This is a genomic window from Pseudomonas luteola NBRC 103146 (assembly GCF_002091675.1).
Classification (GTDB): domain Bacteria; phylum Pseudomonadota; class Gammaproteobacteria; order Pseudomonadales; family Pseudomonadaceae; genus Chryseomonas; species Chryseomonas luteola.
In genome coordinates this window covers 14,684-30,122 of sequence record NZ_BDAE01000001.1, presented here as the reverse complement: position 1 = coordinate 30,122, position 15,439 = coordinate 14,684, and the positions used below count along the sequence as shown (strand labels likewise).

Genomic DNA, 15,439 nt, shown 5'->3' with positions numbered 1-15,439 from the left:
TCATCAGTGTTGGTGTACGGCTATTGCAGAGGCCGTCATGGAGGCCGTCTGGGAGGGTTCGAAAACGCAGGTGAAAACGCTGCCCTTGCCGGGAGTGCTCTCGATTTCAAGGTGTCCATGATGGCGGATCAGGACATGTTTCACGATGGCCAGCCCCAGGCCCGTACCGCCGGTGCTGGAGGCTCTGCTGGCATCCACCCGATAAAAGCGCTCTGTCAGGCGGGGTAGGTGACGCGCCTCGATGCCCGGCCCGCTATCGGAAACCGACATCTGGGCACCATGGGCGTCCTGCCACCAGCGAATCCTGATCTGACCACCGTCCGGCGTGTACTTCACAGCGTTGAAAACGAGATTCGAAAAGGCACTGCGCAGCTCGGCTTCGCTGCCTTTCAGGGCCAGACTCGCGTCGGCATCCAGGGTGATCTTGTGGCCGCGCTGGCCTGAGAGCGCACGTGCATCCTGCTGGATGATTTGCAGAAGTGGCGTTACGGCGACGGGTTTGTTTTCGGCAGGGTAGTCGGTCGCTTCCAGTTTGGCCAATAGCAGCAGGTCATCAATCAGGTGCTGCATGCGGCTGGCCTGTTGCTGCATCTGGCCAAGGGCCCGCAGCCAGCGCGGATTGGTATCTTCGGCGGCGTTATCGACCAAGGTCTCCAGATAGCCGGCGATCACGGTCAAAGGCGTACGCAGCTCGTGGGAGACGTTCGCAACGAAATCCTTGCGCATCTGTTCCAGTTGATGAAGGCGGCTCACGTCCCGGACGAGCAGGAGACGATCACCTTCACCGAAGCGCGTAATCAGGATGTGAAGGTGCTGATTAGCATTCACGGGCGAGGCCAGTTCCAGCGGCTCCTGATAGTCACCCTTGTTGAAGTATTCATAAAATTTGGGATGGCGGACCAGGTTGGCGATGGGCTGACCATAATCCTGCGGCTGACGCAGCCCCAGGAGCTGTTCGGCGGCACGGTTCCACCATTCCAGGTTGCCGTTGCGGTCGATGAGGATAATGGCATCCCGCAGCGCCGCAGTAGAGGCCTGGGCTCGTTCGATCACAGCTTCCAGGGCGTGGCGCTTTTCACGTTCGCGGCGCTGGGCATAATAGAGACTGTCAAAGATCTCGCCCCAGAAGCCATTGGCCTCCGGGGGTTCCACCCCTTCTTCGGCCGTGGCCAGCCACTTCTGAAGACGGACGATGTGGTAGGACATCCATATCAGATAGATGAACAGGCCGGCAGCCAGCATGGCGCCATAAGCGTCTGTCAGCCAGCCCAGGGGAAGGCAAATAGCCAGGAGCAGACAGATATGGCGGGCCAGCAGTGAACGCCAATCCATGTTCAAGGCAGCACATCCCGTTTTTAAAGTTTGGTCGAGAAACGATAGCCCGTTCCGCGTACGGTCTGCACAAGATTTTCGTAGGTTTCACCCAAGGCCTTACGCAGACGGCGAATGTGCACGTCTACTGTACGCTCCTCGACATAGACGTTGCCGCCCCATACTTGATCCAGCAGCTGACCGCGGGTGTAGGCACGTTCCTGGTGCGTCATGAAGAACTGCAGCAGACGGTATTCGGTCGGGCCCATTTCAGCCGGTGAGCCATCAATGGTCACGCGGTGGCTGATGGGATCGAGAATCAGGCCATTCACTTCAATCGGCGTTTCGCTGTCGTATGTGCCTGTACGGCGCAGTACCGCTTTCAACCGGGCGACCAGCTCGCGAGGCGAGAAGGGCTTGGTGATGTAGTCATCGGCTCCTACTTCCAGACCCTGGACCTTGTTGTCCTCGTCGTCCTTGGCGGTGAGCATGATGATCGGGATCGCATCCGTCAGCTCGTCACGCTTCAGGCGGCGCGCCAGCTCAAGGCCGGACGTACCCGGCAGCATCCAGTCGAGCAGGACCAGATCGGGCTTGCGGTCGACGATTAGGGCATGAGCCTGCTGCGCATTATCTGCTTCCAGGCATTCATAACCCGCCATTTCGAGCGCAACCGCGATCATCTCGCGAATGGGCGCCTCGTCATCGACGATAAGAATCGACTTGCCCGCCATGGTTCTCCTCACTGTTCTGCACGATGCTCGCGCATTAGATAACCAAATTGTTGCAGTCATGTGACAAGTCGTCGAACACTTCTTTATCCCATAATATGGGATTAGTATTCACATATTGAGATTGCAGTTTTAAAGGAATAGAGTGAGCGCCATGTCTGATCAAAACAACAACGCGCCTGCTGGCGCTCAGGCACTGTTTCGAGGCCTGGCCGTTATCGATGCCATCGCTCAGGGCGCCCGTACGCTGGCTGCCATCGGCGAGGTGATCGGCTGTACGCGCAGCACCACCCATCGGTTGGTCAATGCACTGGTGCAGGCTGGCTATCTGCGTAGCGTTGCCGGTCAGTATCAACTGGGAGCCAAGCTTATCGAACTGGGCTTCAAGGCCCGTGACCAGCTGCCGCTGACCAACCTGGCGCGGCCCCACCTGCAGCGGCTCGCGGCGTTGACCCAGGACACCGTTCATCTGGGCGTGCGGGAGGGCGGCGACGTGCTCTACCTGGACAAGCTTCCCGGAGCTCGCGGCCTTGAAATGCGCTCGCGCGTCGGGCTGCGCATGCCGTTGGCCCTGACCGGGGTAGGCAAGGCCCTCATGCTTGATCTGCCCGAATCCGAATGGCACCTGCTCTATGAGGAAGGCCTCAGGCGGCGCGCCGGGCAACCGGGCCTGCGCGAGGACTTTACGCCCTGGCCGGACTATCTGGCCCAGCAGCAGGCCTATGCCGCAGGTGGCTACACTTTTGATCTGGAAGAAAACGAGCTGGGTATTCGCTGCGTGGCCGCGCCTATTCGCGATGCCAGCGGCGCCATCGTGGCGGCCTTGAGTGTCGCCAGCGCGATTCCCTATATGCCTGAAGCACGCCTGCGGGATCTTTGCCCGGATGTCATCGCTTGCGCACGGGCCATTTCCTTTGACCTTGGATGGACAACCTCGGGTGGAATCAGTCATGAATGAAACGGCAACGCCACGTCTGATCAGCCTCGATTGGGGCACCTCATCACTACGCGCGTATCTGCTGGGAGATAACGGCCAGATATTGGATACCCGCTCGCAGCCCTGGGGCATTCTGCATACGCCTGAAGGTGATTTCGCCAAGGCCTTTCGTGAGCTGGTCGGTGATTGGCGCGCACAATGGCCATCCGTACCCGCCATTGCCGCCGGCATGATCGGCAGCCGGCAGGGCTGGCGTGAGGTTCCTTATGTGGACTGCCCGGCCGATGTGGATAGCTTGGCAAAAGGCCTGCTGACGTTCGACAGCGGTTGCGGTGAGCTGAGCCTGATCCCCGGCGTGATGCAGCGTGGCGCACTGCCAAACGTATTGAGAGGCGAGGAGACTCAGATCTTCGGAGCGCTCGAACTGGAGCCTGCATTGGCCGATCATGCCTTGCTGGTGCTGCCCGGCACGCACAGCAAGTGGGCAACGATCCGCAGTAGCCGGCTCGATCACTTTTCCACCTATATGACCGGCGAGCTGTTTGCCGTCCTGCGTGAGCATTCGATTCTGGGTCGTCCTGCGCGGGAAGAGGGCAGCGAGCCGTCCAACGACGCCTTTATGCGTGGCCTCACCAATGCCCGTGAGAGTGGGGCGGAAGGCGTTATTGGCCGTCTGTTCACCACCCGCAGCCTATTCCTGGCCGGTGATCTGCCCGCGCGCCACAGCCTGGACTACCTCTCGGGCCTGCTGATCGGTGAAGAGCTGCGCAGTGTTGTGGCCAGCCTGAAGGGAGCCGTCTGCCCACCGCTGGTATTGATTGGCGATCCGGCGCTGTGTCGCCGCTATCAGGACGCCCTGGCCTTTTTCGAAATTACCGATGTACGTCTGCTTGAGCAGGCCACCCGTACCGGCTTGTGGCGCATCGCCTGTGCAGCCGGTCTGGTGACTGCCGCCACCCCTTCTCAGGAGGATACCCGCCATGTTTGACGCCTGCATGAAACAACTGCCCCTGATTGCCATTCTGCGCGGCATTACGCCTGCGGAGATCGTGCCGGTCGGCAAGGCCCTGTACGAGGCCGGTTTTCGTCTGATCGAGATTCCATTGAACTCGCCTGAGCCTCTGGAAAGCATCCGTCTGCTGTCTGCCGAGTTGGGCAACGACTGCCTGATCGGTGCCGGAACCGTACTGACCGAGCGCCAGGTGGCGGACGTAGCCTTTGCCGGTGGCAAACTGATTGTGTCGCCCAATGCCAACCTGGCGGTGATCCGCGCGACCAAGGCGGCCGGGCTGATCAGTGCACCGGGTGTGGCAACGCCATCCGAAGGCTTTGCAGCACTGGAGGCGGGAGCCGACTCGCTCAAGCTGTTTCCGGCTGAGCAGCTGGGTCCGGCAGTGGTCAAGGCATGGCGTGCGGTTTTCCCGAAGGAAACGGCCCTGCTGCCGGTCGGTGGGATCACGCCCGACAACATGGACGTATACGTCAAGGCGGGCGCCAATGGCTTTGGTCTGGGTTCGGCCATTTACAAGCCGGGCATGACCTCTGAAGACGTCAGCCGCAGCGCGCATGCGTTTGCTGCTGGCTGGAAAGCGCTGATCGGCCAGTAATCATCGGATTTGACCTGGGCCGATCCGCCGGCCCTGAACGCATCGAGGCACAACAATGAAAATCACCAAACTGACCACTTATATCGTTCCTCCGCGCTGGTGCTTTCTGAAGATCGAAACCGATGAGGGTATTACGGGCTGGGGCGAGCCAGTCCTTGAAGGCCGCGCCCATAGTGTGGCGGCGGCTGTGGAAGAGCTGGCCGACTACCTGATCGGCAAGGACCCGCGCAATATCGAGGATCACTGGACCGTACTCTATCGCGGTGGTTTCTACCGGGGCGGCGGTATCCATATGAGCGCCCTGGCGGGTATCGATCAGGCCTTGTGGGACATCAAAGGCAAGGCGCTGGGCGTACCGGTACACGATCTGCTGGGCGGCCAGGTCCGCGAAAGCATCCGCGTCTACTCCTGGATCGGCGGCGACCGTCCAGCCGAGACAGCGGCCCATGCCCTGGAGCGCAAGGAAAAGGGCTTTACCGCTATCAAGATGAATGCCTCGGAAGAGATGCAGTTCGTCGATACCTTCGACAAGGTCGATCAGGTCATCGCCAACGTCGCGGCCATCCGTGACGCCTGCGGACCGCATTTTGGCATCGGTGTAGACTTCCACGGTCGTGTTCACAAGCCGATGGCCAAGGTCCTGATCAAGGAGCTTGAGCCCTACCGTCTGATGTTTATCGAGGAGCCAGTGCTCAGCGAGAACTATGAGGCGCTCAAGGAAATCGCTCTGATGAGCAATACACCGATTGCACTGGGCGAGCGTCTGTACTCCCGTTGGGATTTCAAGCGCATCCTGCAGGACGGCTATGTGGATATCCTTCAGCCTGACCCGTCCCATGCCGGTGGCATCACCGAAACGCGCAAGATCGCCAACATGGCCGAGGCCTACGATGTGGCGATTGCGCTGCATTGTCCGCTTGGCCCGATCGCGTTGGCGGTCAACCTGCAACTGGACGCCAACTGCTACAACGCGTTCATCCAGGAGCAGAGCCTGGGCATTCACTATAACCAGGGCAATGACCTGCTCGACTACATCAAGAACCCGGAAGTCTTCGACTATGGCGATGGCCACGTGAAGATCCCGCAAGGCCCGGGGCTGGGTATCGAAGTCAATGAAGAGTACGTGATCGAGCGTGCCGCCATTGGCCACCGCTGGCGTAATCCGATCTGGCGCCACAAGGACGGCAGCTTCGCCGAGTGGTAAGCCCTGGCCTTCAGGTCGTGAAGACGAGCCGGACGCAAGAAATGCGTCTGGCTCGGCATTTTTCACATCTTGTAACGAACCTGAGTAGAGCCTGACGAGTCACTGGAAAGCCAGGTTGATAGCAAATTCACATGCCTGCATTTGCTGAGGGACCGGCATTACAAAAACAACGCCCAAAAGGCAGGAGTCCAGTTTATGACGAGTAGTACTCATACCGCCGAGAAGACCAAGGGAACCGCGGTGTTCACCTGCATTCTGGCGGCTTTGGCCGGGCTGATGTTTGGCCTGGATATCGGCGTGATTTCCGGCGCCACGCAATTCATTCAGCAAGAATTTCAAGTTTCCGACCGCGTGATCGAGTGGATCGTCAGCAGCATGATGCTTGGCGCTGCCCTGGGTGCACTCGGTGCCGGCTGGATGTCCGCTGCCCTGGGTCGCAAGCGTTCGCTGATTCTGGGTGCCATTCTGTTCGTGTTGGGGTCGGTACTGTGCGGTTTCGCCTGGTCGCCGAACTCACTGATCGTCGGTCGCTTCATTCTGGGCTTGGCTATCGGCATCGCCTCCTTTACTGCTCCGCTGTACCTGGCTGAAGTGGCGCCTGAGCAGATCCGCGGCTCGATGATTTCGCTGTATCAGCTGATGATCACGGTTGGCATTCTGGCTGCGTTCCTGTCCGATACCGCGTTCAGTTACAGCGGCGCCTGGCGCTGGATGCTGGGCATCATTGCTATCCCCGGTGTGCTGTTCCTGCTGGGCGTTCTAGCACTGCCCGATAGCCCGCGCTGGCTGATCATGAAGGGCCGCAAGAAAGAGGCACTGGACGTCCTGCACAAGCTGCGCGGCAATGAAGAGGTGATCCAGCAGGAAGTGCGTGATATCGAAGAGCAGCTGCGCATCCCGCAGCGTGGCTGGCAGCTGTTCAAGGAAAACGCCAACTTCCGCCGCTCCGTTGGTTTGGGCGTACTCCTGCAGATCGTCCAGCAGTTCACCGGCATGAACGTAGTGATGTACTACGCACCGCGTATTTTCGAAGGCATGGGTTACGACACGCATGCGCAGATGTGGTTTACCGCTGCGGTGGGCCTGACCAACGTACTGGCAACTTTCATTGCTATCTTCCTGGTGGACCGTTGGGGCCGCAAGCCGATTCTCTATACCGGTTTCATCGTCATGGCGGTCGGTATGGGCATCGTGGGCACCATGATGAACATGGGTACACTGAGTCACGGCCAGCAGATCTTCACCGTTGCCATGCTACTGATCTTTATCGTGGGTTTTGCCATGTCGGCCGGTCCGCTGATCTGGACACTGTGCTCCGAAGTGCAGCCACTCAAAGGCCGCGATTTCGGTATTGGCTGCTCCACCTTCACCAACTGGATCGCCAACATGATCGTCGGCGCTACCTTCCTGACATTGCTCAACGTCATCGGCAACGCTGCAACCTTCTGGCTGTATGGCGCACTGAACGCCTTCTTCATCCTGTTGGTGTTCTGGCTGGTTCCGGAAACCAAGGGTGCAACGCTTGAGCAGATCGAACGTAACCTCATGAGCGGCAAACCACTGCGCGATATCGGGCAGTAACGTTTGCAGGAGACCACCGGCGGCTATCGCCGGTGAGTCATCCCCGTTGTGTATAACAAGTCCAAGACAGGTGTAACGGTGATGCAACATTCTTCAACCCGCACGGCGTACAGCCAGACCCAGGCCCAGGTGCAAGCCCAGCCTGCGTCACGCTCGCGCTACTTCATCATGGTCTTGCTGTTCGTCACGGTAGTGATCAACTACCTGGACCGCAGTAATCTTTCCATCGCCGCCCCCCACCTGGCTCAGGACTTGAACATCGATCCCGTGCACATGGGGCTGATCTTGTCGGCGTTCGGCTGGACCTATGCCGCCATGCAGATCCCGGGCGGCTGGCTGGTGGACAAGGTGTCTCCGCGAGTGCTGTACCCGATTGCCATTGCGCTCTGGTCCCTGGCAACCATCGGCCTAGGCTTTGTCGGCAGTTTTATCGGCCTGGTAATCCTGCGTCTTGCAGTCGGTGCGCTGGAAGCGCCGGCGTATCCCATCAACAACCGGGTGGTAACGACGTGGTTCCCGGAAGGGGAGCGCGCCACCGCCATCGGGTTTTATACGTCCGGACAGTTCGTCGGGCTGGCGTTCCTGACCCCAGTACTCATCTACCTGCAACAGACGTTCGGCTGGCACATGGTCTTTGTGGTAACAGGCGGGATCGGTATCGTCTGGGCGGCGATCTGGTATCTGATCTACCGTGAGCCAAAAGACTTCAAAGGTGCCAATGATGCCGAAGTGGCGCTGATCGAGCAGGGCGGCGGCCTTGTAGATCTGGAGAAAAAGAATCAGTCCCGCGCTGCGTTTCGCTGGGCGGATCTGTGGGCCGTGCTCAACAAGCGCAAGCTGTGGGGCATCTACATTGGTCAGTTCTGCCTGAACTCCACACTATGGTTCTTCCTGACCTGGTTTCCGACTTACCTCGTCAAATACCGCGGCATGGATTTCATCAAGGCGGGCTTTCTGGCTTCGGTGCCTTTTCTGGCAGCGTTTCTAGGCGTTATCTGCTCGGGTCTGCTATCCGACTGGCTGGTGCGCCGTGGCGTTTCGCTGGGCATGGCACGCAAGCTGCCCATCATCAGCGGCCTCTTGATTTCCACCTGCATCATTGGCGCGAACTTTGTTGACACGCCAGCGCTGATCATTGCCTGTATGGCGATCGCCTTCTTTGGTAACGGTCTGGCGTCGATCACCTGGTCAATGGTGTCGGCCCTGGCACCTGCACGCCTGCTGGGATTGACGGGAGGCATGTTCAACTTCATCGGCAACCTGGCATCCATCAGTGTGCCGATCGTGGTTGGCCTGCTGGTGGATGGCAACAACTTTGCCCCGGCTATCACCTATATCGGCATCACGGCATTGGTCGGCGCGCTGAGTTACGGGCTCGTCGTCGGCAAGGTCGAGCGCCTCGAAGAGTAATAACTCTCAAGTCAGGGTGTCGGGCAGGCACCTTGACCTACCTCTCGTTTCCTGTCTCCAACCTCGTAAATCCGAAATCCGGCACATGCAAACGTGCAGGGTTGTTCTACACTTTTCTCACGCTGCTAAATCGTTTCAGCCAAAGGGCAGCGAGGTATAACAACAAACAAAAAGGAAATCGGACATGAACGCATCTGCTCTGCTTGCCAGCTTCGGATTGCTGGCAGCTGCCTCTTCAGCGTTTGCCTGGGATTACACGCTGATCGACTCGAACAAGCCTGCTGAAAACTGGAGCATCACCAGCGAGCAGCTTGGCGTCAAAACGGACAAGCCTTTTTCAGTCACTCTCAAGACGTTGCATGGCGGTCGTCAGGAAGGGGTAAGCCTGATCGAAATCGATACCGGCGCGATGAAAATGACCGTTGTGCCGAACCGCGGCATGAACGTGCTTTATGCCACCGCCGGTACGGTACGCCTGGGGTGGGACTCGCCTGTGCATGAGGTCGTCAACCCAGCCTTCATCGAGCTCAACGGCCGGGGCGGGCTGGGCTGGCTGGAAGGTTTCAACGAGATGGTAACCCGTTGTGGCTACGAGTGGGTTGGCCATCCGGGCATGGATAATGGAGAGCTGCTAACCCTGCATGGTCGTGCGGCCAATATTCCAGCGTCCAAGGTCGTGCTGACCATCGATGAAAAGCCGCCATATGCCATTCACTTGAAAGGCGAGCTGCGCGAGCAGGCATTCAAGAAGGTGGATTTTCTGGTTGATACTCAGCTGACCACGCAACCGGGCGCCACCCAGTTCACCCTTCATGATCGGCTGACTAACCAGGGCGACTACGAGAAAGAGTATCAAGCGCTCTACCATAGCAATTTCGGTACGCCACTGCTGGAGGAGGGTGCCAAGTTCGCCGCGCCAGTGCGTGAGGTCTCGCCATTCAACGAGTACGCCAAGCGTGACCTGAAAGAGTGGCAAACCTACCGGGGCCCTACCAAAGGCTTCGACGAGATGGTGTACAACCTGTTTCCTTATGGAGATGCCCAGGGCAACAGCCTGGCGGTATTACATGATAAAGCTGGCAAGCAGGGCGTCAGCCTCGCCTTCAACGTTAACCAGTTACCCGCCTTTTCCCTGTGGAAAAACACGGACACCCAGGGGCAGGGTTATGTGACCGGTCTGGAGCCAGGCACCAGCTTTTCCTATAACCGACGCTTCCAGCGTGACTTGAAGCTGGTACCCAGGATCGGGCCAAAAGAAACCCGTGACTTTGAGATTACCTACAGCCTGCTCAGTGATGCGGGTGCGGTAAACGAGGCACTCAAGCGTGTCGATACGATCCAGCAAGGCCGCCAGACCGATGTACGTGAAACACCGCTGGTGGACCTGAGCAAAGAGAAATAGTGGCGGTAAATGAAAAAGGGCCACAGACGTGGCCCTTTCTTTTAGCGCTAGGGTAGGGATCAATCGTCCCAACGACCGTGGCGCTTCCAGTGTTTCTTGTGGTGACCACGGTGCCAGCCGTTGTCATGGGCATAACGGCGGTCATCGTAGCGACGGCCACTGTGGTGACGGTCGCCCGAATCGCCCATGCTGCTGCCGAGGGCTGCACCGCCGCCGCCGCCCAGGGCGGCACCCACCATAGCGCCTGTGCTGCCGCCTACGGCCTTGCCCAATACGTTGCCACCCGCGGCGCCAAGACCGCCGCCAATGGCTGCTTCTGTTTTATCGCCACGCTTGGCGCCTACCGCACCGCCCGCAGCACCACCCAGACCTGCACCGATCGTGGAGCCCGTGCTTCCGCCTACGGCATTTCCTACAACCGAGCCTAACACCCCGCCTAGCGCACCACCGATACCGGCCCGCATATCGTCGCCCGCCATCGCGCTAGTACCTACCAGGCTCAGGGACAACAGAAGGATCGAGGAGTACTTCATAATCAAAACTCACTGTGAGGATGATGGCGCCGATCCTCGTGATTACCGCTTCGCTTGGCAAGTGGAATCTGCTTAAGGGTGCGATAACTTCCACAAAAGGCAAATGTATGAATTTATTACAGAAACTTTATTACGGAACGGTAGTCTGCACCTTTTTATCTTGATCGAAATGTAGCGGAAAAGGGCAGGTTTACGCTCTAAAGCGCCCCTTTTCAGTCAGCCAGTCATGCGCTGATCAGGCCCCTCCCCAGACCTCTCGGGCCACGTCTACTACGCGTTGCAGCTTGGCCCACTGTTCCCCTTCCGAGAGCAGGTTGCCTTCCTCTGTCGAGGCAAATCCGCACTGCGGACTCAGGCAGAGCTGGTCCAGGTTGGCATACCGCGAGGCTTCCTCGATACGGCGCTTGAGAGCATCCGGACTTTCCAGTTCGCCGCTTTTTGTCGTGACCAGTCCCAATACAGCCTGACGCTTGCCCTTGGGCAGGTAGCGTAGGGGTTCGAAACCACCGGCGCGCTCGGTATCGTATTCCAGGAAGAAAGCATCGATATCCGTGTTGCCAAACAGCACTTCCGCCACCGGCTCGTAGCCACCTTCGCTGATCCAGGTCGAGCGGAAGTTGCCCCGGCAGACATGCAGGCCGATGCGCAAGTCATCCGGGCGACCAGCCAGCGCCTGATTGAGCACGCTTGAATAGATCTCGGCCAGACGTTCCGGATCATCACCGCGCTCGCGGGCGGCGGCCTTTTCCTTTTCTGAGCAAAGGTAAGCCCAGACGGTGTCATCGAGTTGGAGATAACGGCATCCCGCCTCGTAAAAAGCATTCACAGCTTTCTTGTAGGTGTTGGCAAGGTCAGCAAAAAACTCCTCCATATCCGGATAAACGCTCTCACTGATGTTCTTCCGTCCGCCCCGGAAGTGCAGCACGCTAGGGCTTGGAATAGTCATCTTGGCCACACTGCGAGTGGTAGCGCTGGCCAGGAACTTGAAGTCTTCCAGCATCGGATGCCGGGTAAAGTCTAATTTACCCGTGACCTTGATCCCTCGGGATTTGGTCTGTTGACCGTGGAACTGAATACCCTGGTCTGCCTCGTAGCCTTCTACGCCGTCGAGCTGCTCAAGAAAGTCGAAATGCCACCAGGCGCGGCGGAACTCGCCATCCGTCACTGCAGGAAGCCCGAGGGCTTCCTGCTTGGCGACAATCTTGCGGATCTCATCATTCTCAACCGCACGCAGTACGTCTCGCTCCATTTCTCCGGTCTGATAGCGGCGACGGGCCTCCTTCAGAATCGGGCTGCGTAACAGGCTGCCTACAGAGTCGGCACGAAAACGAGGGAAGTGGCTGGACATAGACTTACCTTGCGACTAGCTAAATGAATATTTCTCATGATCATTCAGTAGACTAAACATTTCTAGCGTCTATGCTTCATGGTCACTATCAAGATCATTCATGAAGGTACTGTTTCAGCCTGGCTGAAGGTAGGGATACACATGCTTCGAAAAGCAAAAGACGATGAATATGAGCACATGGTTTCGATTTGGCTGGCCGCCTCCATCCTGGCCCATGATGGTGTCGCGCCCGACTTCTGGTGCAGCCAGCGGCAGGATATGAAGAAAAAGTACCTGCCCAGCGCCGAGAACTGGGTATATGTGCGGGACGATACGGTTCTCGGGTTCTTCTCGCTGCAACAGAATGTGCTGGCAGCCTTATTTGTCGACCCGGACCACCAGGGCGAAGGCATTGGCAGCGCGCTGCTGGAGCACGCCAAGTCCCTTGAGTCGCGCCTCGAACTGTCTGTCTATAGCATGAACAGTCGTGCGGTAGCCTTTTACGAGCGGCATGGTTTCAGGACTATGGACGAGCGCTTCGATGACATGACGGGCCAGTGGGAAAAGGTCATGCATCTGAAACCGGAGCTGGAAAGCCGTCCCGGCGCGAATGATCGGGACGGCTCGTCGCTGGGTTAAACCGTTACGACGATCTTGCCAACCTGCTGATTGGACTCCATGTACCGGTGCGCCTCAACGATCTGGTCCAGCGGGAATGTCTTGGCAATCTGTGGCTTCAGCTTGCCCTGGGTCAGGCCGTCCAGAATGAAGTGTTTGGCCTTGGCCAATCGATCAGCATCCTGAGTGATTTCGAACAGCTGATAGCCGCGAATGGTCAGGTCCTTGCCCAGCACATCCATCACTGGCAATGACAGGTTTTCAGTGCTCAAGGCGCCGTATTGGAAGAAAATGCCCAGGAACGAGAGCGCTTTCAGAATCTTGGGCACGTCTGGTCCACCCACTGGATCAAAGGCGATACGCGCGCCCTTGCCATCGGTGAGCTTTAGCACTTCATCCGTCAGATCCTGTTCTTCCGTTGCGATGACATGTTTCGCGCCTGCCTTGAGCAATGCCTGTCGCTTGTTACTCGTCCGGGTGAGGGCAATCGGCGTTGCGCCGACAAAATTGGCGATCTGGATTGCAGCGAGGCCAACACTGCTGGAGGCCGCACGAACCAGAACGGTATCGCCCGCCTTCAGTCCGGCAATATCGACCAGCGCGCCATAGGCCGTGGTAAACATCATCCAGGTAGCGGCAGCCTCTTCGAATGAAAGCGTGTCGGGGTGCTTGACGACGGCATGGGCAGGCGCATTTACCAACTCTCCGTACAAGCCATACTGTTCGAACGAGAATGCCGGTATGACGCTGACGGTGTCGCCCACGGTAAACTCAGTTACGCGGTCGCCGACTGCCTCGACAACACCCGCGGCCTCGTAGCCAAGAATGGCGGGGAAGACTGGCTGATGCGTGTATTGGCCAGCGCGATACATAGCTTCAGCACGGTTCAGGCCCAGCGCTTTGGTGCGAATCTGTACTTCACCTGGCTGAGGTGGGCGGACGTCTACGTCTTCAATCTTGAGTACATCTGGGCCACCGGTTTCATGAAAGCGTACGGTACGGGGCATGGAGCACTCTCCCTTGTTAAGTCTGAGTTCTCTTGAGTCCTCACGGCTCAAGAGGTTCATGGGAAGGGAAGTGCGGCAAGACATATTCAGCCAGTTCCTGAACCACTTCCTTGGCCGGGCGGCGGGACGACTTCAGATTCAAAGCGGCGTGGTTCACCCCTCGGCGTTGCATATGCTCAAGATAATCCACCAGGTAGCGACGACCAATCCTGAGTCCGGCATGAATAGGCATGGGGGCCTGGTCCGGATCTTCAGCCAGATCGAAGAACATGCCCTGGGCAAAAGGCTTGAACGTCTCTTCGCCCGTGACGCGCTTGATGGTTTCGCGCCACAATGTGGTAATGGCCGAGACATGCTCGACGCCAATGAAATAGTAGAACCAGCCGTCGGCATTGGCGGCAATCCAGTCCATTGCCTGACGGCTACGACCTGTAACGAAGGCAGGGATGCGGCCGTTGAATGGTTTGGGGACCAGATCGGCCAGCCCCTGCAGATCGCCAAAGCGGTCGAAGTCACCGTTAGGGAAAGGCGTTTCGCTGGCCAGGCGGAACATCTCGAACGCTTCGCGGAAGCGGTCGCCGCGCTGCTCGTACTCATCTTCCAGGCCAAAGGCGGGATACTCGACAGGTCGATCTCCCGAGGCGATACCCAGCACGAGCCGCCCGCTGGAGAGCTGGTCAACCGAGGCGGCCATTTTGGCCAGGTGCAGCGGGTGGCGCAGGGTGATCACGGCACTGCCGGTCGCCAGCGTAATTCGTTTGGTGGTGCCGGCCAGAAAGCCCAGGTAGGTAAACGCCTCGAAGACCTGCCCCATGTCGCCAAAACCTGGATCGTAAAACGGTACGTCCCTGGCCCAGAGCGCAGCGAAGCCTAACTGATCGGCCAGCTGCGTCAGCTCGGCGTGATGCTCAAGCGAAGGTCCCGGCTCGTTCGGGTAGCTTGCCACCGGCAGAATAAAGCCCAGGGTAAGCCTGTCCGGCGCGAAGACCCGGTTAAACCCATTGTGGTGAGCGAAGGGATGATCGAGGGGGAGCGATGCAGCGTTCATAAGGTTCCTAGGTCCCTGAGCCTGATATCCATGATGACCGGTCTTCCATGAGTGTAATCGGTAGGCAATGGAGTCTCATGGGTTGTTCGAGTTCGAAAAACAATTTTTCCTGTATGGCAATCAGTCTGGCAGGTGGGGCGGTATAGGTGCTGCAGGTAGAAACCGAAGTTTCGGCCACCGGCGCGCCCAGCCTTTCTCGTGCTGTCGTTGCCTGAAAACCTCCGGTTTGTAACGCTTTAGGTTAGGCGTTACGTGCAGCTTGAAGAGACCATGCTGAACAAACGGGCTGGCGATTTCGATCTGTCCGCTAGTCAGGAGGCGGGCCGCTAAGGCCGTTTCCATCTCCACCCAATAGCTCATGGCATCCAGGCTGCTGTGATAGGGCGCATCCCCGTTACGCTTATGCATACGGGCCTGATTCTTGACGGACCAGGGCAGGGTCGCACAGGCCCTGAGCCGATTCTCAAGCTCAGTATCTCTCTCAGGGTCACGGCAGGCAGGGTCAAAATAGATGACGTCGATGTCCGTCAGCGGGGTAGGAACCGTGTAACCGTGCAGGTGATCCCAGACCAGATTGCGCACGAATCCGGCGGCTACCAGGCATCCGGCAAGTGCAACTGGGCAACACAGGCCAGCACTTGGCAGCGCAGCGGGTCTTCAGCTATCCAGTCAGGGAGGCGATGCATGGGAAAGAGAGGATGGCCTTGGGCCCTTTAGTATAGA

The 15,439-nt window shown here is 58.3% G+C and carries 15 protein-coding genes; 8 read left to right on the top strand and 7 right to left on the bottom strand.

Annotation, left to right across the window (positions count from 1 at the left end; all coding sequences use genetic code 11):
- Positions 1 to 3 precede the first annotated feature (3 nt).
- On the bottom strand, positions 4 to 1,338 hold the full coding sequence (gene phoR, locus PLU01S_RS00160) for a phosphate regulon sensor histidine kinase PhoR (RefSeq protein WP_074820830.1): 1,335 nt from the start codon (positions 1,336 to 1,338) through the stop codon (positions 4 to 6).
- Positions 1,339 to 1,355: 17 nt separating this feature from the next.
- Positions 1,356 to 2,045 carry a phosphate regulon transcriptional regulator PhoB gene (gene phoB / locus PLU01S_RS00155; RefSeq protein ID WP_010796254.1) on the bottom strand — a complete coding sequence of 230 codons (690 nt, stop codon included), beginning with the start codon at positions 2,043 to 2,045 and terminating at the stop codon, positions 1,356 to 1,358.
- 151 nt (positions 2,046 to 2,196) lie between these two features.
- Between phoB and PLU01S_RS00150 the strand changes: the two genes are divergently transcribed.
- The 7 genes from PLU01S_RS00150 (at position 2,197) to PLU01S_RS00120 (ending at position 10,183) form a co-directional block, all read left to right on the top strand.
- Positions 2,197 to 3,000 (top strand): IclR family transcriptional regulator, encoded by an 804-nt coding sequence (locus PLU01S_RS00150; protein ID WP_074820828.1) that lies wholly within the window; start codon positions 2,197 to 2,199, stop codon positions 2,998 to 3,000.
- Positions 2,993 to 3,967 carry a 2-dehydro-3-deoxygalactonokinase gene (locus PLU01S_RS00145; RefSeq protein ID WP_074820826.1) on the top strand — a complete coding sequence of 325 codons (975 nt, stop codon included), beginning with the start codon at positions 2,993 to 2,995 and terminating at the stop codon, positions 3,965 to 3,967. Before PLU01S_RS00150 ends, PLU01S_RS00145 begins: the two co-directional genes overlap by 8 nt.
- Entirely contained in the window at positions 3,960 to 4,586 is a 627-nt protein-coding gene (locus PLU01S_RS00140; protein ID WP_074820823.1) for a 2-dehydro-3-deoxy-6-phosphogalactonate aldolase, read from the top strand. The genes PLU01S_RS00145 and PLU01S_RS00140 overlap by 8 nt, the downstream gene beginning before the upstream one ends.
- Positions 4,587 to 4,641: 55 nt before the next feature.
- The gene (gene dgoD / locus PLU01S_RS00135) at positions 4,642 to 5,790 is read left to right on the top strand and encodes a galactonate dehydratase (protein ID WP_010796250.1); all 1,149 of its coding nucleotides are present in this window, start codon (positions 4,642 to 4,644) and stop codon (positions 5,788 to 5,790) included.
- A 195-nt stretch (positions 5,791 to 5,985) separates the two neighbouring features.
- Positions 5,986 to 7,371: a sugar porter family MFS transporter gene (locus PLU01S_RS00130; protein WP_010796249.1), complete on the top strand. Its 1,386-nt coding sequence runs from the start codon at positions 5,986 to 5,988 to the stop codon at positions 7,369 to 7,371.
- Between the two features lie 81 nt (positions 7,372 to 7,452).
- Positions 7,453 to 8,781 carry an MFS transporter gene (locus PLU01S_RS00125; protein ID WP_074820820.1) on the top strand — a complete coding sequence of 443 codons (1,329 nt, stop codon included), beginning with the start codon at positions 7,453 to 7,455 and terminating at the stop codon, positions 8,779 to 8,781.
- Positions 8,782 to 8,965: 184 nt separating this feature from the next.
- The gene (locus PLU01S_RS00120; RefSeq protein WP_074820817.1) at positions 8,966 to 10,183 is read left to right on the top strand and encodes an aldose 1-epimerase family protein; all 1,218 of its coding nucleotides are present in this window, start codon (positions 8,966 to 8,968) and stop codon (positions 10,181 to 10,183) included.
- Positions 10,184 to 10,242: 59 nt separating this feature from the next.
- Here PLU01S_RS00120 and PLU01S_RS00115 read toward each other — a convergent pair whose 3' ends face one another.
- Both PLU01S_RS00115 and PLU01S_RS00110 read right to left on the bottom strand, forming a co-directional pair.
- Positions 10,243 to 10,716 carry a glycine zipper domain-containing protein gene (locus PLU01S_RS00115; protein WP_074820813.1) on the bottom strand — a complete coding sequence of 158 codons (474 nt, stop codon included), beginning with the start codon at positions 10,714 to 10,716 and terminating at the stop codon, positions 10,243 to 10,245.
- Positions 10,717 to 10,951: 235 nt separating this feature from the next.
- Positions 10,952 to 12,064 carry a cobalamin-independent methionine synthase II family protein gene (locus PLU01S_RS00110; protein ID WP_074820809.1) on the bottom strand — a complete coding sequence of 371 codons (1,113 nt, stop codon included), beginning with the start codon at positions 12,062 to 12,064 and terminating at the stop codon, positions 10,952 to 10,954.
- 141 nt (positions 12,065 to 12,205) lie between these two features.
- On the opposite strand from PLU01S_RS00110, the gene PLU01S_RS00105 reads away from it, so the two are divergent.
- Positions 12,206 to 12,682 carry a GNAT family N-acetyltransferase gene (locus tag PLU01S_RS00105; RefSeq protein WP_074821655.1) on the top strand — a complete coding sequence of 159 codons (477 nt, stop codon included), beginning with the start codon at positions 12,206 to 12,208 and terminating at the stop codon, positions 12,680 to 12,682.
- On the opposite strand, the gene PLU01S_RS00100 is transcribed toward PLU01S_RS00105, so the two are convergent.
- From PLU01S_RS00100 to PLU01S_RS00090, 3 genes are all read right to left on the bottom strand, one after another.
- Positions 12,679 to 13,668 (bottom strand): zinc-dependent alcohol dehydrogenase family protein, encoded by a 990-nt coding sequence (locus PLU01S_RS00100; RefSeq protein ID WP_074820804.1) that lies wholly within the window; start codon positions 13,666 to 13,668, stop codon positions 12,679 to 12,681. The two genes, PLU01S_RS00105 and PLU01S_RS00100, sit on opposite strands and share 4 nt — an antisense overlap.
- 40 nt (positions 13,669 to 13,708) lie before the next feature.
- A complete protein-coding gene (locus PLU01S_RS00095; protein WP_010796242.1) occupies positions 13,709 to 14,716 on the bottom strand; it encodes an LLM class oxidoreductase in 1,008 nt (335 codons plus the stop codon).
- A gap of 120 nt (positions 14,717 to 14,836) precedes the next feature.
- Positions 14,837 to 15,298, bottom strand: coding sequence for a nucleotidyltransferase family protein (locus PLU01S_RS00090; RefSeq protein WP_233432096.1), 462 nt, complete (start codon positions 15,296 to 15,298; stop codon positions 14,837 to 14,839).
- Positions 15,299 to 15,439 lie beyond the last annotated feature (141 nt).

What these genes read in the sequence shown, in the direction of transcription:
- phoB (WP_010796254.1), bottom strand. Translation starts at nt 2,045, where the DNA reads ATGGCGGGCAAGTCGATTCTTATCGTCGATGACGAGGCGCCCATTCGC.
- PLU01S_RS00150 (WP_074820828.1), top strand. Translation starts at nt 2,197, where the DNA reads ATGTCTGATCAAAACAACAACGCGCCTGCTGGCGCTCAGGCACTGTTT.
- PLU01S_RS00145 (WP_074820826.1), top strand. Translation starts at nt 2,993, where the DNA reads ATGAATGAAACGGCAACGCCACGTCTGATCAGCCTCGATTGGGGCACC.
- PLU01S_RS00140 (WP_074820823.1), top strand. Translation starts at nt 3,960, where the DNA reads ATGTTTGACGCCTGCATGAAACAACTGCCCCTGATTGCCATTCTGCGC.
- dgoD (WP_010796250.1), top strand. Translation starts at nt 4,642, where the DNA reads ATGAAAATCACCAAACTGACCACTTATATCGTTCCTCCGCGCTGGTGC.
- PLU01S_RS00130 (WP_010796249.1), top strand. Translation starts at nt 5,986, where the DNA reads ATGACGAGTAGTACTCATACCGCCGAGAAGACCAAGGGAACCGCGGTG.
- PLU01S_RS00125 (WP_074820820.1), top strand. Translation starts at nt 7,453, where the DNA reads ATGCAACATTCTTCAACCCGCACGGCGTACAGCCAGACCCAGGCCCAG.
- PLU01S_RS00120 (WP_074820817.1), top strand. Translation starts at nt 8,966, where the DNA reads ATGAACGCATCTGCTCTGCTTGCCAGCTTCGGATTGCTGGCAGCTGCC.
- PLU01S_RS00115 (WP_074820813.1), bottom strand. Translation starts at nt 10,716, where the DNA reads ATGAAGTACTCCTCGATCCTTCTGTTGTCCCTGAGCCTGGTAGGTACT.
- PLU01S_RS00110 (WP_074820809.1), bottom strand. Translation starts at nt 12,064, where the DNA reads ATGTCCAGCCACTTCCCTCGTTTTCGTGCCGACTCTGTAGGCAGCCTG.
- PLU01S_RS00105 (WP_074821655.1), top strand. Translation starts at nt 12,206, where the DNA reads ATGCTTCGAAAAGCAAAAGACGATGAATATGAGCACATGGTTTCGATT.
- PLU01S_RS00100 (WP_074820804.1), bottom strand. Translation starts at nt 13,668, where the DNA reads ATGCCCCGTACCGTACGCTTTCATGAAACCGGTGGCCCAGATGTACTC.
- PLU01S_RS00095 (WP_010796242.1), bottom strand. Translation starts at nt 14,716, where the DNA reads ATGAACGCTGCATCGCTCCCCCTCGATCATCCCTTCGCTCACCACAAT.